This window comes from Xanthomonas sp. F1, from assembly GCF_014199855.1.
The window spans coordinates 144,435-158,111 of record NZ_JACHOK010000003.1 but is presented as its reverse complement, the minus strand read 5'-3'; the positions used below and the strand labels follow the sequence as shown (position 1 = coordinate 158,111).

The following is a 13,677-nucleotide window of genomic DNA, read 5'->3' as shown; positions in this document are numbered from 1 at the left end:
CCCCCCGGCACGGTCCATGTAGACAGGCTGAGCGTGCGCCATGCACGTCGCGGCGCCCGCTCAACCGCGTGGATGATGCTTGCGGTGCAGGCTCTGCAGGTGCTCGCGCGCGACCAGGGTGTAGATCTGGGTGGTGGACAGGGAACTGTGACCGAGCAGCATCTGCAGCGCACGCAGGTCGGCGCCGCGGTTGAGCAGATGCGTGGCGAAGCTGTGGCGCAGCCCGTGCGGGCTGATCCTCGCCGGATCGATCCCGGCCACCGCGGCGTAACGCTTGACCAGCACCCAGAACTGCTGGCGGGTCAACGCGCGCCGCGCGGCATCGATGAACAGCGGCACCACGCCGTCGCTGGCCGGCACCGGCTGCCCGGCCGTCAACGCCGGCCGTGCGCTGTCCAGGTAGCGCTGCAGCCAGTGCTGCGATTCCTCGCCCAGCGGCACCAGCCGCTCCTTGCTGCCCTTGCCGGTGACCCGCAGCACGCCCTGGCGCAGATTCACCGCATTGGCCGGCAGGTTGACCAGTTCGCTGACGCGCAGGCCGGCGGCGTACATCAGCTCGAGCATGGCGCGGTCGCGCAGCCCGGCCGGTGCGGTCGCGTCCGGCGCCGCCAGCAGTGCATCGATCTGGCTCTCGGCCAGCGCCTTGGGCAGCGAACGCGGCAGCCGCGGCGGTTCCAGCAGCGCGGTCGGATCGTCGCCGCGCTCGCCACGGCGCACGCGCAGCGCGAAGAACGCGCGCAGCGACGACAGCCAGCGCGCATTGCTGCGCGGCGAATAGCCCAGTTCGGTGCGCCAGGCCAGGTAGTCGAACAGCGCCTGCCGATCGGCACCGGCCAGGCCACCACCGGTGCCGTCGCGCCAGCGCGCGAAGCCCTCCAGGTCGCGGCGGTAGCTGTCCAGGCTCTGCCGCGCCAACCCCTGCTCGGCCCAGGCCGCATCCAGGAACTGCTGGATCGCCACCGTATCGGCCTCGCGCAGCGGCGCGAGCCGTTGCGTCTGCTGGCGGCGTTCGGCGGGGGAATGCAGGGAGGGCATGTGGGGGGAATCGGGAATCGGGAATCGGGAATCGGGAATCGGGAATCGGGAATCGGGAATCGGGAAAGCCTAGCGGCTTTGCAGGGGGGCGCAAGGTCGATGTGGGCGGGACGAGCGCAGGGCTGCGCACGCGCGAGCCGCGCGACACGCGGTCCACCGCAAAGCGCGCGACTGGCTCTAAGCTGTGCCGATGAGCGCACCGCCTCCCGCTTCCACCCCACGTCCACGCGCGCTGCTGTTGTGGCGGCTGCTGGCACTGTTCTACGACGCCTGGCCGGTGCTGGCGCTGTGGTTCGTGGTCTCGGCGCTGTTCACCCTCGGCTACACGCTGGATGGCCATGCGCCGCGCGAGAACATCGCTCCGTTCAGCGCCCTGCAGTGGCTGCTGTGGCTGTGCTGCTGGGTGGTGGCCGGCCTGTATGCGACGCTGAGTTGGCGTCGCGGCGGCCAGACCCTGGGCATGCGTCCGTGGCGGCTACGCCTGCACGGTGCCGACGGCAACGCGCCAGGTTGGGGCGCGCTGTGGCGGCGCTATCTGGTCGGCACGGTGTCGCTGCTGCTGGGCGGGCTGGGGTTCTGGTGGGCGCTGATCGATCGGGAACGGCTGACGTGGCATGACCGGGCCAGCGGCACCTATCTGACACGCCTGCCCAAAGCCAAACCCTGACCGTAACACATGGGCGCGCGGCGGCGCGCCAAACGCTCCTGCCACATCGGGACCACTGCGGTGCGGCACGACCGCGCCAGCGGCACCGGTCTGATCCGCCAGCCCAAAACCAAGCCCTGACCGCAGCACATGGGCGCGCGGCGGCGCGCCAAACACTCCTGCCACATCGGGACCACTGCGGCGCGGCACGACCGCGCCAGCGGCACCGGCCTGATCCGCCAGCCCAAAACCAAGCCCTGACCGCAGCACATGGGCGCGCGACGGCGCGCGATACGCGCCTTTCGCACCAGGATGGATGCGACGCGCTAACTGCTGCGTTTTCGGAACAGCAACCAGGACACGGTGAGCATCACCAGCGGCGGCAAGGCGTAGGCGATGCGGTAGTCGAACTTCAGGGCGCCGGCCATGCGTCCGAAGAACAGCTGCAGCAGCCAGAACACCAGGGCGAACAGGATGCCCAGGAACAGGCGCTTGCCCATGCCGCCGCTGCGCAGCGCGCCGAACGCGAACGGGATCGCGGCGAAGCATAGCGCCAGCACGTTCAGCGGATAGAACCAGCGGCTCCAGTACTGGTCCTCGTAGTCGCGCGCGTCCAGGCCGTTGCGGCGGCGGTACTCGATGCTGGTGTGCAGGTCGCGCGCCGACAGGTTGCGCGGCTTGGCCAGGCCCGAGGCCAGCGCCGCCGCATCCAGCCGCGATTGCCACGGCAGGCTGTCGAACTTCTCGCGTTGTACCGAGCGCTCGGCGAAGGTGTCGCGATAGGCCTGCTTGAGGGTCCAGCCGCTGTGCCGGTGCTCGGCGATGGCGGCATGGGTCAGCGAAGCCAGCCGGCCGCTCTCGTCCAGCGTGTACAGGCGCACGTCGCGCAGCTCCAGCCAGGTGCCGCCGCCGTCCTCCAGGTGCTCTTCGCCAGCCTGCGCGTTGAGGAAGGTATTGCCCTCGCGCGCCCACAGCCCCGAATAGCGGGCCATGCTCATGTCGCCGTTGTACTTGGCGTTGGCCTTGATCGCATCGGCCTGGTTCTGCGCCCACGGCGCCAGGGTCTCGCCATTGACCACCATCGCCACGGTCAGCACCGCCATGGTCGAGGCCGCGGCCAGGCTCAGCCGGCGCCGCGACAGGCCCAGCGCGCGCAGCGCGGTCAGTTCGGACGTGGCGGCGAGCTGGCCCAGGCCCATCAGCACGCCGATCACCGCGCCGGTCGGGAACAGGGTGTAGGCGCGGCGCGGCACCGTATAGGCCACGAAGGCGGCGGCATGGCCCAGGCTGTAGCTGCCGGTGCCGATGACCTTGAACTCGTTGGACAGGGCCATGATCACGTCCAGGCCCAGCAGCACCGCCCAGGTCAGCAGCACCGTGCCGAGCACGGCGCGGCCCACGTACACATCGTGCAGGTTCGGACGCAGCCTCATGCCGGCTGCCTCCGCGGCCGCGACAGCCGGCCATCGCGCAGGTACATCCAGACCGACAACGCCAGCAACGGCAGTGTCAACCACCACAGGCCGAGCGCGCGCGGCAGCTTCTCGGTGCTCAGCCACTGGGTGCCGAGGAACATCAGGTTGGTGCCGACCAGGTAGGCCAGGAACGCCAGCATGATCCGGCCATAGCGCTGCTGCCGCGGCGAACTGCGCGACAACGGCAGGGTCAGCAGGGCAAAGGCCAGCGCCAGCAGCGGCGGCGCCAGGCGCGCATGCAACTGCGCATTGGCCTGCGGGCGCGGATCGCCGATCAACTTGCCGGTGGGCAGCAGTTCGGGGTCGTCGTCCTTGCGCGCGGCGTTGCGGTCGGGCAACGCCACGTCGTTGCTGACGAAACGCATCATGCGGTAGTCCAACCCATCGCCGGCCAGCGGCCCCTCGACCCGGTAGCCGTCCTCCAGGCGCAGGTAGCGATCGGCCTTGCCCTCGAAGAACATCGCGCCGCGCTGCGCGGTGACCACGTCCAGGCGGCCGTCCTTCTGCCGCTGCATGAACACCTTGCTGAGCTTGGTGCCGTCCCCGGACAGGGTGCTGATGTAGACGATGCCGCCATCGGACAGCGGGGTGAAGCGCCCCGCCTCCAGCCCGGCCATCAGCAGGCTGTGGTTGGCCTCGTCGATCAGCCGGTCGGAGGTGCGGTCGGCCCAGGGACCCAGCCACAGCGAGCACATGCCGACCAGGGTCACCACCGGGATCACCAGCATCAGGATCGGCCGCAGCAGGCGCCGCGGGCCCACGCCGATGGCGGTGATCACCGCCATTTCCGAGTCGCGGTACAGGCGCGCCAGCGCCAGCAGCAGGCCCAGCATCAGCGCCAGCGGCAGGATCAGCGGCAGGTACACCACGAACTGCAGGCCGAGCTGTGAAAACAACAACTTGGCCGGGATGCGGCCATCGGCGATGTTGCCCAGGATGTCCACCAGCACACCACCGACGCTGACCACCAGCAGCACGATCAGGGTGGCCGAGAAGCTCTGGACGAAATCGCGCAGCAGGTATCGATCGAGCTTCGGCATGGGGGTGGGTTGATTTAAACTCTCGGATTCGTTCGCGGCTGCCCCAGCCTATCCGACTGGGGGTAAAGAGTCCGCGATTGTACGGATTTGCCAACGGAATCTGATCAATGGCCCTGGAATTCACCCTGAACCACGACGCCCCGGCCACCGCGGCGTTCGACTGCATCGTCGTCGGCGTGTTCGCCGACAAGCGCCTGTCCCCGGCCGCCCAGGCCCTGGACGCGGCCAGCGGCGGACGCCTGACCGCGCTGGCCGAGCGCGGCGACGTCAGCGGCAAGACCGGCGCCACCGCCCTGCTCCACGACCTGCCTGGCGTGAGCGCACCGCGCGTGCTGGCCGTGGGCCTGGGCGACGCCGCCAAGTTCGGCGTGCCGCAGTACCTGAAGGCGGTCGGCGACGCCGCGCGCGCCCTCAAGAGCGGGCCGGCGACCAGTGCGCTGCTGACCCTGAGCGAACTGGAGGTCAAGGGCCGCGATCAGGCCTGGGCGATCCGCCAGGCGGTGATCGCCAGCGACCACGCCTGCTACCGCTACACCGCCACCCTCGGCAAGAAGAAGCCCGACGACAGCGGCCTCGCCCGCCTGGCCGTGCACGGCGACGACGCCACCGCGCTGGCCCAGGGCGAGGCGATCGCCGCCGGCGTGACGTTCGCCCGCGAACTGGGCAACCTGCCGCCGAACCTGTGCACCCCGGCCTACCTGGCCGAGACCGCCGCCGCCTTCGCGCAGGGCGTGGACGGCGCCGAGGCCGAGATCCTCGACGAGACGCAGATGCAGGAGCTGGGCATGGGCTCGCTGCTGGCAGTGGCGCGCGGCTCGGCCAACCGGCCGCGGCTGCTGGTGCTGAAGTGGCATGGTGGCGGCGACGCCCAGCCCTACGTGCTGGTCGGCAAGGGCATCACCTTCGATACCGGCGGCGTCAACCTGAAGACCCAGGGCGGCATCGAGGAGATGAAGTACGACATGTGCGGCGGCGCCAACGTCATCGGCACCTTTGTCGCCGCGGCCACCGCGCGCCTGCCGCTGAACCTGGTGGTGGTGGTGCCGGCGGTGGAGAACGCGATCGACGGCAACGCCTACCGTCCGTCCGACGTGATCACCAGCATGTCCGGCAAGACCATCGAGGTCGGCAACACCGACGCCGAGGGCCGCCTGATCCTGTGCGACGCACTGACCTACGCCGAGCGCTTCAAGCCGGCGGCGCTGATCGACGTGGCCACCCTCACCGGTGCCTGCATGGTCGCCCTCGGCCACCAGACCGCCGGGCTGATGAGCAAGCACGACGACCTGGCGGAAGAACTGCTGGCCGCCGGCGAGTACGTGTTCGACCGCGCCTGGCGCCTGCCGCTGTGGGACGAGTACCAGGGCCTGCTGGATTCCAGCTTCGCCGACGTCTACAACATCGGCGGCCGCTGGGCCGGCGCGATCACCGCCGGCTGCTTCCTGTCGCGCTTCACCGAAGGCCAGCGCTGGGCGCACCTGGACATCGCTGGCGTGGCCAGCGACGAAGGCAAGCGCGGCATGGCCACCGGCCGCCCGGTGGGCCTGCTGTCGCAGTGGTTGCTCGACCGCGCCGCGGGCGGCGCGGCGTGATTGGGGAGTCGGGATTGGGGATTCGTGAAAGGCGCCTCAGCGCTCCCTTTCCGCACCCCTTGCTCCAGCAGGCAGCCGTGATCCGCGGTTGCCAATCCCCAATCCCCACTAACGAATCCCAGCTCTGATGCGCGCCGACTTCTACCTGATCGCCAAGCCGCGGTTCCTCAACGAACCGCTGCGGCTGGTGTGCGAACTGGCGCGCAAGGCCAACGACGCCAACCTGTGGACGCTGGTGCTGGCGCGCGACATGGCCCAGGCCGAGGAACTGGACGAGCTGCTGTGGGCGTTCGATGCCGACGCCTACATCCCGCACCAGATCGCCGACGCCGATGCCGACGAAGAAGAGGCACAGGTGCTGATCGTCCCGCCCGGCGTCGAGGCGCCGCAGCGCCCGCTGGTGATCAACCTGCGCGATGCGCCCTACCTGGGCGCCTGCGACCGCGTGCTGGAAGTGGTACCGGCCGACCCGTCCGCGCGCGACCCGCTGCGCGAGCGCTGGAAGCAGTACAAAGCGCAGGGCTACGCGGTCAGCAAGCACGATATGTGAGGAGCCGGGAGTGGGGATTGGGGATTCGAGATGAATCCCTGCCCCACTCCCTCATCGGCACCGCACGGCAAAAAATCCCGAATCACCAATCCCCAATCCCGGCTTCTCCATGACCACCCTCGCCTCCAGCTACGATCCCACTTCCTTCGAATCGCGCCTGTACGCGCAATGGGAAGCGTCCGGTTACTTCGTGCCGTCCGGGCAGGGCGCGCCGTACACCGTGCTGCTGCCACCGCCGAACGTGACCGGCACGCTGCACATGGGTCACGCCTTCCAGCAGACGCTGATGGACGCGCTGGTGCGCTATCACCGCATGCGCGGCTTCGACACGCTGTGGCAGGTCGGCAGCGACCACGCCGGCATCGCCACCGAGATGGTGGTGTCGCGCAACCTGGCGCTGGAAGGCAAGGGCGAGACCCGCGATTCGCTGGGCCGCGACGGCTTCATCGCCAAGGTGTGGGAGTGGAAGCAGCACTCCGGCGACACCATCGAGCGGCAGATGCGTCGCCTCGGCACCTCGGCCGACTGGTCGCGCAGCACCTTCACCATGGATCCGCAGCCGTCGGCGGCAGTGATCGAGGCGTTCGTGCGCTGGCACGAACAGGGCCTGATCTACCGTGGCCAGCGCCTGGTCAACTGGGACCCGGTGCTGAAGACCGCGATCTCCGACCTGGAAGTGGAGAACGTGGAGGAAGACGGCTTCCTGTGGTCGATCGCCTACCAGCTCGAGGACGGCGCCAGCTACGAGCACGTCGAGCACGACGCCGACGGCAACGAGACCCTGCGCGAGACCCGCGACTACCTGGTGGTCGCCACCACCCGCCCGGAGACCCTGCTCGGCGATACCGCGGTGATGGTGCACCCGGAGGATGCGCGCTACGCGCACCTGATCGGCAAGACGGTGACCCTGCCGCTGACCGGCCGCCGCGTGCCGGTGATCGGCGACGACTACGTGGACCGCGCGTTCGGCACCGGCGTGGTCAAGGTGACGCCGGCGCACGACTTCAACGACTACCAGGTCGGCGTGCGGCATGGGTTGCCGATGATCAACATCCTGACCAAGGACGCAAAGATCATCGGTGCGCCAGACAGCCATGCGGAAATCAGCGACGAGCTGTCGAAAAACGATCCGTCCGATAGCGGCGTGCTCGTCCCCGATGACCTCTTCAGCCCCGAACGTATTCCCGCCAAGTACCGCGGCCTGGACCGCTTCGACGCGCGCAAGGCGGTACTGGCAGATCTGGAAGACCTCGGCATCCTGGTCGAGACAAAGCCGCACAAGCTGCAGGTGCCGCGCGGCGACCGCACCGGCCAGGTGATCGAGCCGTATCTCACCGACCAGTGGTTCGTGAAGATGGATGCGCTGGCCAAGCGCGGCCTGGAGCTGGTCGAGTCCGGGCAGATCCAGTTCGTGCCGCCGAACTGGATCAACACCTATCGCCACTGGATGGAGAACATCCAGGATTGGTGCATCAGCCGCCAGCTGTGGTGGGGCCATCGCATTCCGGCCTGGTTCGACGACGCCGGCAACTGTTACGTCGGCCGCGACGAGGCCGACGCGCGCGCCAAGGCCGGCCTCGGCGCCGACGTCGCCCTGCACCAGGACAGCGACGTGCTGGAAACCTGGTTCTCCTCGCAGCTGTGGCCGTTCGCGACCATGGGCTGGCCGGAGCCGCAGGCTATGGCCGAGCGCGGCTTCGACCGCTACCTGCCGTCGAGCGTGCTGGTCACCGGCTTCGACATCATCTTCTTCTGGGTGGCGCGGATGATCATGGCCACCGACAGCTTCACCGGCAAGGTGCCGTTCCGCGACGTCTACATCACCGGCCTGATCCGCGACGCGCAAGGCCAGAAGATGTCCAAGTCCAAGGGCAACGTGCTCGATCCGCTGGACATCATCGACGGGATCAGCATCGAGGACCTTGTCGCCAAGCGCACCACTGGGCTGATGAAGCCGCAGGACGCCCCCAAGATCGAGAAGGCCACGCGCAAGGAATTCCCGAACGGCATTGCCGCCCACGGCGCCGACGCGCTGCGCTTCACCATCGCCGCGCTGGCCGGTCACGGCCGCGACATCAAGTTCGACCTGGGCCGCGCCGAGGGCTACAAGAACTTCTGCAACAAGCTGTGGAATGCGAGTCGGTTCGTACTGATGAATACGGATGGCCGGGACCCGGGACCCGGGACCCGGGACCCGCAACTGCATCAGCCGGTCACCGATGCCGAGAAGTGGATCCTGCTGCGCCTGCAGGCGGTCACGGCCGAGGCGCAGGCGCAGTTCGCCGCGTACCGCTTCGACCTGCTGGCGCAATGCCTGTACGAATTCGCCTGGAATGCGTTCTGCGACTGGTTCCTGGAACTGGCCAAGCCGGCGCTGAGCGGCGACGACGCGGCCGCCGCCGACAGCACCCGCCACACCCTGCTGCACGTGCTGGAAACCCTGCTGCGCCTGCTGCACCCGCTCACCCCGTTCCTCACCGAGGAACTGTGGCAGCAGGTGGCGCCGCGCCTGGGCATCTCCGCGCCGACCATCTCGCTGCAGCCTTACCCCGACGCGGCGTCGATGGACGTATCCGCCTACGACGGCGCCGCGGCCGACGTCGAATGGCTGAAGGCGATGGTGTCGGCGCTGCGCCGCGTGCGCAGCGAACTGCAGGTGGCACCGTCGCGGCAGGTGCCGCTGTTGCTGCAGGGCGGCCAGGCGCAGGACCGCGCGCGGGTCGAGCGGTTCGCCGCGCAACTGCGCTTCTTGCTCAAGCTCGAGGCCATCCAGTGGCTGGACGACGGCGCACCGGCGCCGGCCGCGGCCACCGCCATCGTCGGCGAACTGAAGCTGCTGGTGCCGCTGGAAGGCCTGGTCGACCTGGATGCCGAGCGCCTGCGCCTGGACAAGGAGATCGCCCGCGTCGCGTCCGAGAAGGACAAGAGCGAGGCCAAGCTGGGCAAGTTCACCGACAAGGTGCCGGCCGCGGTGGTCGAGCAGGAACGCCAGCGCCTGGTCGAATGGAGCGCGCAGCTCGACGGCCTGCGCGCGCAGCGCGCCAAGCTGTAGCGTCACCCTGGTTGTAGGAGCGGCTTCAGCCGCGACCTCCGTCCCTAACGGGTCGCGGCTGAAGCCGCTCCTACAACATGAATTCGAGCTCGCTGCGAGAGTGCCGGCGTCCTGCCCATTGGATCCAGCCGCGACGCCGCATCGTCAGGCATCGCGAACAACGCTCCAATTCTCTTACGCCGTCGACCGGCGAAGCGACGACACTGAGCATGACCACACCACACCGCCGCCCGGCCTTCCAGGCGGCGGCACAGCGACTTCCTCAGAGCTTGCCGGCGCCGGCCTTGGCCTTGACGTCCGCCGCCACCTTGTTCGCCGGCAGCAGCGAATAGGTGTACGGCGGGGTCCAGCCGATGTTGTTGTTCCAGGAACAGGTCAGCGCCTGACCGTTGAGCAGCGAGCCGAAATCGCGGTAGACGCTGCCGCCGTAGTCGGCCGCGATCTTGTCGCAGTTGCTCACGCCGCTGATGTCGAAGACGTTGTTCTCGGAGAAGATCTTCGACTCCTTGCCGACGCCGTGCGCGTAGGAGAACGGATACACCGCATTGCTGGTGCTGCCCACGTGGTAGTTGTTGTACAGGTGCACCTGGCCGAAGCGCACCCGCGGCGCGCGCGCGGAGATGTTCTCGAACAAGGTGTTGTGGATGGTCACCTTGAGCTTGCCGCTGTCGGTGCTGGAAGCGCTGTCGCTAGAGCCGATCAGGTTGTTCTTCTCGTGCGACTTGAATGCCGAGTAGGACACGGTGACGTAGTTGGCGCCCTTCTTGATGTCCAGCGCGCCGTCGTGGTGCTGCTTGGGCCGGCCGTTGGCGGTGCCGTTCTGGTCGTCGGTGCGACGGCCGTCGGTGAAGGTCACATGGTCCACCCACACGTTGCTGGCGCCCTCGATGGTCATGCCGTCGTACTCGGAATTCCAGTTGCCGGCGCTGCCGTCGTTCGGATCCCACACCGGTTGCGGGTCCCATGGATTCTCGATGGTGATGTTGCGCACGATCACGTCGTTGGCCTTGACGTAGAAATAGCCCTCGCGGATCTCGGCGTTGCTGCCGACACCGATCAGCGTGGTCTTGGTGGGCACGTCCAGGCGCGCGCGGCTCTTCATGTCCGCGGTGGTGCTGTAGGGCGTGCCTTCGCTGATGTCGATGATGCCGTTGATCTTGATGATGCGGCCGTTGCTGCCGGCGCTGGCCTTCAGTGCGGCCTTCAATTGCGCCGCGGTGCTGACGCTGTAGACGTCGGCGGCGGCGGCCTTGGAACCGCCCTTGGTGCCGCCGTTCTGCGTCGCCCAGCCGGTGCTGGCGACCTCCAGGCTGGCGTCGGCATGGGCAGCGCCGGCGAGGCCGGCCAGGCACAGGGCCAGGCCGAGCGTGCGCAGCGGCGAACGCGGCGATGAAGCGATGAGGGACTGCGTGGTCATCCTGGAAACCTCGTGAGCATGCGTGGTTTGGACGCAGGCGCACGTGCTCCGCGACAGCGGAATGCACGGCGACGCCTGCGCGGTCGCTGTCCCCTCGGACAACTGCGGGTCATGCCTTCGTGGGAGGCAGGCGCCGAAGAGGCGCGCACTGTAGGGAGCGCGTGGCGCGTGTAAAGAGGCGACGACAGCACCCCACGATCCAGTCACACGATGTGTGATCCATCGCGCACGAATCGCCTGCGCGCGGCAACGCGCCGCCTCGCCATCGCTGCGGGACAACAACGCTGTCCCACCGACAGGAGGCGACATTGCGGGGATCGCGTGCGAGGGCGCGAAAACGCCGGGAAAACCGCAACAGACAGGGGCAGTGAGCGCCAGGCCTTGTCGATCGACACGCAACACACAGGTGCACTCGCCACAGCGAACACCAGGCCGACAACGCCGACTGCCTGCAGCGGGATCGCCTAAATCAGGTTGCGGCGCGCACGCGGTGCAGTGCCATCGCGCCAGCGCGGCACAGGCCAGCGCCATTGCCGGTCGCTTGTGCCGGCAACGTCCGCACACAGGCGGCAGCAGCGCTCAAATGAAACCGCACGTCGCCCGCGGCGAACGCGCAGGGGCCTCAGGACATGCCGTCGAAGAACAGCTCGATCGCCATCACCAGCGCGTCCTCGCGCCCGTTCGCGGCCGGGTAATAGCGCGGGCGCCGGCCGATCTCGTTGAAGCCTTCGCTGTGGTACAGCGCGATCGCGTTGGGATTGGACGGACGCACTTCCAGGAACACCCGGCGCGCGCCGAGGTCGACGCCGTACTTGATCAACGCGCGCAGCAGCAGCCGGCCGTAGCCGCGCGACTGCCGCTCCGGCGCCACGCAGACGTTGAGGATGTGCGCCTCGTCGGCGGCGACGCTGATCACCCCGTAGCCGACGATCGTGCCCTCTTCCACCAGCACCCAGCCCGGGTAACCGGCCTGCAGGCAGTCGCGGAAGATGCCGCGGGTCCAGGGAAACGGATAGGCGCGGCGCTCGATCTCCATCACCGCATCCAGATCGGCCTCGCGCAAGGCGCGCAGCGTGGCCGCTGGCGCGGGTGCCGACCCGAGCGCGCTCATTGCGGCGTCCGCTTGCGCAGCGCGCGCAACTGCGGCCACAGCGCGCGCTTGGCCGCGGCATTGCCGCGCAGTTCGTCCAGCGGCCAGGTCGCCATCAGCGCCTGCGTGGCCGGATCGTTGGGATTGAGGCCGGAGGCGCGCAACAGGGCGATCTGCAGCCGGTCGGGCAGGCGCAGGCCGACCCGGCGCGCGCCCGCCGCAGGCGCCGCACGCACCGCGTCCGGCTGCACCGCCGGAGCCGGTGGCGCCGGCGCGCGCCGCCGTTCCGGCATCTCGGCGGCTGGCAGTTCGGCGGCGTGGCCTCCCCGTAGCGGCGCCGATCCCGGCCCAGACCGCTGCACCGGCGCCACCGGCGCCTCTTGCGGCGGCGGGGCCGGTTCGATCACGGCTGCGGCATCCACGTACACGGTGTGGCCGAGCGCCTGCAGCCAGCCGACCTGCTCGGCCGACCACAACGGCGCATCCATGGATGCGTGCTCGCTCATGTCGCGTCCGGCACCTTGCGCCAGCGCCGCCACAGCCACAGGCAGGGCCCGGACAGCGCGTACAGCACGCCGATCGCCAGCAGCGCCCGCGCCAGGTCGATGACCAGCACCGCCAGCACGATCGGCGCCAGCACCAGCATCAGGAACGGCACCCGGTCGGTGCGCGGGCCCTTCTCGCCGCTGCCCTTGAAGCTCCAGAAGCGGATGCGGCTGACCATCAGCAGCGCTGCGGTCACGGTCAGGCCCAGCGCCACGTAGCGCAGCTGTTCGCCGTCCCAGCCCAGCGAGCCGTCGGCGAAGGACCACACGAAGGCCATCATCAGCCCGGCCGCGGCCGGGCTGGCCAGGCCCACGAACCAGCGCTTGTCGACCGTGCCGACCTGGGTATTGAAACGGGCCAGGCGCAGCGCGGCGCAGGCCGCGTACAGGAACGCCGCCGACCAGCCGACCCGGCCGAGCATGCTGCCGTCGAACTTCAGCGCCGACAGCGACCAGTGGTACATCACCAGCGCCGGCGCCATGCCGAAGCTGACCAGGTCGGCCAGCGAGTCGTACTGCACGCCGAATTCGCTGCTGGTGCCGGTCAGCCGCGCCACGCGCCCATCCAGCCCGTCCATCACCGCGGCCACGAACACCGCCACGCTGGCGTGCACGAACTGGCCGTTGGCGGCGGCGATGATGGCGTAGAAACCGGAGAACAGGCCGGCGGTGGTGAACAGGTTCGGCAGCAGGTAGATGGTGCGCGAACGGGGGGGCGGTTGGGATGAGTCCATCCCGTCAGTCTAATCGACTTGCCAGGCCCGTCGGCGGGTGCTGCAATCGGCGCTCCCGCCGCGCCCTGGAGACCGAGATGCGCGTCCTGCCCCGGCTTTGCTGCCTGCCCCTGCTCGCCGTCAGCGGCATGCTCGGCGCCACCACCCTGTACCAATGGAAGGACGCGCAGGGCGTCACCCACTATGCCGAGACCCCGCCCCCCGGCGGCAAGTACCAGGTGCGCAAGGTCGACACCCGCGGCGACGCCCCGGCCGAGACGCCCGCGGCGGCCCCGGCCGAGAACGGCCAGTGCCTGACCGCACGCAAGAACCTGGACATCCTTAACAAGCCCGGCAAGATCACCACCGACAGCGATGGCGACGGCAAGCCGGACGGGGAACTGGACGAATCCCAGCGCGCCTCGCAAAAGGCCGTGGCCGAGGCCGCGATCAAGGCCTACTGCACCCCGGCCGCCGCGCCCGCCAAGTGACCCCAACGCACGAAGCCGGCCGCGGGCGATG

General features: G+C 69.1%; 12 protein-coding genes. 5 read left to right on the top strand and 7 right to left on the bottom strand.

Going from position 1 to position 13,677, the window contains the following annotated elements; genetic code table 11:
- Positions 1 to 60: 60 nt before the first annotated feature.
- The gene (gene xerD / locus GGR71_RS09625) at positions 61 to 1,035 is read right to left on the bottom strand and encodes a site-specific tyrosine recombinase XerD (RefSeq protein WP_160957502.1); all 975 of its coding nucleotides are present in this window, start codon (positions 1,033 to 1,035) and stop codon (positions 61 to 63) included.
- 190 nt (positions 1,036 to 1,225) lie between these two features.
- On the opposite strand from xerD, the gene GGR71_RS09620 reads away from it, so the two are divergent.
- Entirely contained in the window at positions 1,226 to 1,702 is a 477-nt protein-coding gene (locus GGR71_RS09620) for an RDD family protein (protein ID WP_160957503.1), read from the top strand.
- 305 nt (positions 1,703 to 2,007) lie between these two features.
- Here GGR71_RS09620 and lptG read toward each other — a convergent pair whose 3' ends face one another.
- Both lptG and lptF read right to left on the bottom strand, forming a co-directional pair.
- Complete coding sequence (gene lptG, locus GGR71_RS09615) at positions 2,008 to 3,114, bottom strand: LPS export ABC transporter permease LptG (RefSeq protein WP_048491582.1); 1,107 nt, start codon at positions 3,112 to 3,114, stop codon at positions 2,008 to 2,010.
- Entirely contained in the window at positions 3,111 to 4,196 is a 1,086-nt protein-coding gene (lptF, locus tag GGR71_RS09610) for an LPS export ABC transporter permease LptF (RefSeq protein ID WP_160957504.1), read from the bottom strand. Before lptF ends, lptG begins: the two co-directional genes overlap by 4 nt.
- Before the next feature lie 107 nt (positions 4,197 to 4,303).
- On the opposite strand from lptF, the gene GGR71_RS09605 reads away from it, so the two are divergent.
- The 3 genes from GGR71_RS09605 to GGR71_RS09595 all read left to right on the top strand — a co-directional run bounded on the left by GGR71_RS09605 (position 4,304) and on the right by GGR71_RS09595 (position 9,390).
- Entirely contained in the window at positions 4,304 to 5,788 is a 1,485-nt protein-coding gene (locus GGR71_RS09605) for a leucyl aminopeptidase (protein ID WP_160957505.1), read from the top strand.
- 124 nt (positions 5,789 to 5,912) lie between these two features.
- Positions 5,913 to 6,338 (top strand): DNA polymerase III subunit chi, encoded by a 426-nt coding sequence (locus GGR71_RS09600; RefSeq protein ID WP_184451914.1) that lies wholly within the window; start codon positions 5,913 to 5,915, stop codon positions 6,336 to 6,338.
- Positions 6,339 to 6,447: 109 nt separating this feature from the next.
- Positions 6,448 to 9,390, top strand: a complete 2,943-nt coding sequence (locus tag GGR71_RS09595) for a valine--tRNA ligase (protein WP_160957507.1) — start codon at positions 6,448 to 6,450, stop codon at positions 9,388 to 9,390.
- A gap of 262 nt (positions 9,391 to 9,652) precedes the next feature.
- Here the strand turns inward: GGR71_RS09595 and GGR71_RS09590 are convergent, their stop codons facing one another.
- The 4 genes from GGR71_RS09590 to pssA all read right to left on the bottom strand — a co-directional run bounded on the left by GGR71_RS09590 (position 9,653) and on the right by pssA (position 13,176).
- Complete coding sequence (locus tag GGR71_RS09590) at positions 9,653 to 10,807, bottom strand: pectate lyase family protein (protein ID WP_160957508.1); 1,155 nt, start codon at positions 10,805 to 10,807, stop codon at positions 9,653 to 9,655.
- A 622-nt stretch (positions 10,808 to 11,429) separates the two neighbouring features.
- A complete protein-coding gene (rimI, locus tag GGR71_RS09585) occupies positions 11,430 to 11,918 on the bottom strand; it encodes a ribosomal protein S18-alanine N-acetyltransferase (protein WP_048491587.1) in 489 nt (162 codons plus the stop codon).
- On the bottom strand, positions 11,915 to 12,385 hold the full coding sequence (locus GGR71_RS09580; protein ID WP_184451912.1) for an alanine acetyltransferase: 471 nt from the start codon (positions 12,383 to 12,385) through the stop codon (positions 11,915 to 11,917). The genes rimI and GGR71_RS09580 overlap by 4 nt, the downstream gene beginning before the upstream one ends.
- Before the next feature lie 14 nt (positions 12,386 to 12,399).
- Positions 12,400 to 13,176, bottom strand: coding sequence for a CDP-diacylglycerol--serine O-phosphatidyltransferase (pssA, locus tag GGR71_RS09575; protein WP_160957510.1), 777 nt, complete (start codon positions 13,174 to 13,176; stop codon positions 12,400 to 12,402).
- A gap of 77 nt (positions 13,177 to 13,253) precedes the next feature.
- Here pssA and GGR71_RS09570 point away from each other — a divergent pair, with 77 nt between their 5' ends.
- The gene (locus tag GGR71_RS09570) at positions 13,254 to 13,646 is read left to right on the top strand and encodes a DUF4124 domain-containing protein (protein ID WP_160957511.1); all 393 of its coding nucleotides are present in this window, start codon (positions 13,254 to 13,256) and stop codon (positions 13,644 to 13,646) included.
- Positions 13,647 to 13,677 lie beyond the last annotated feature (31 nt).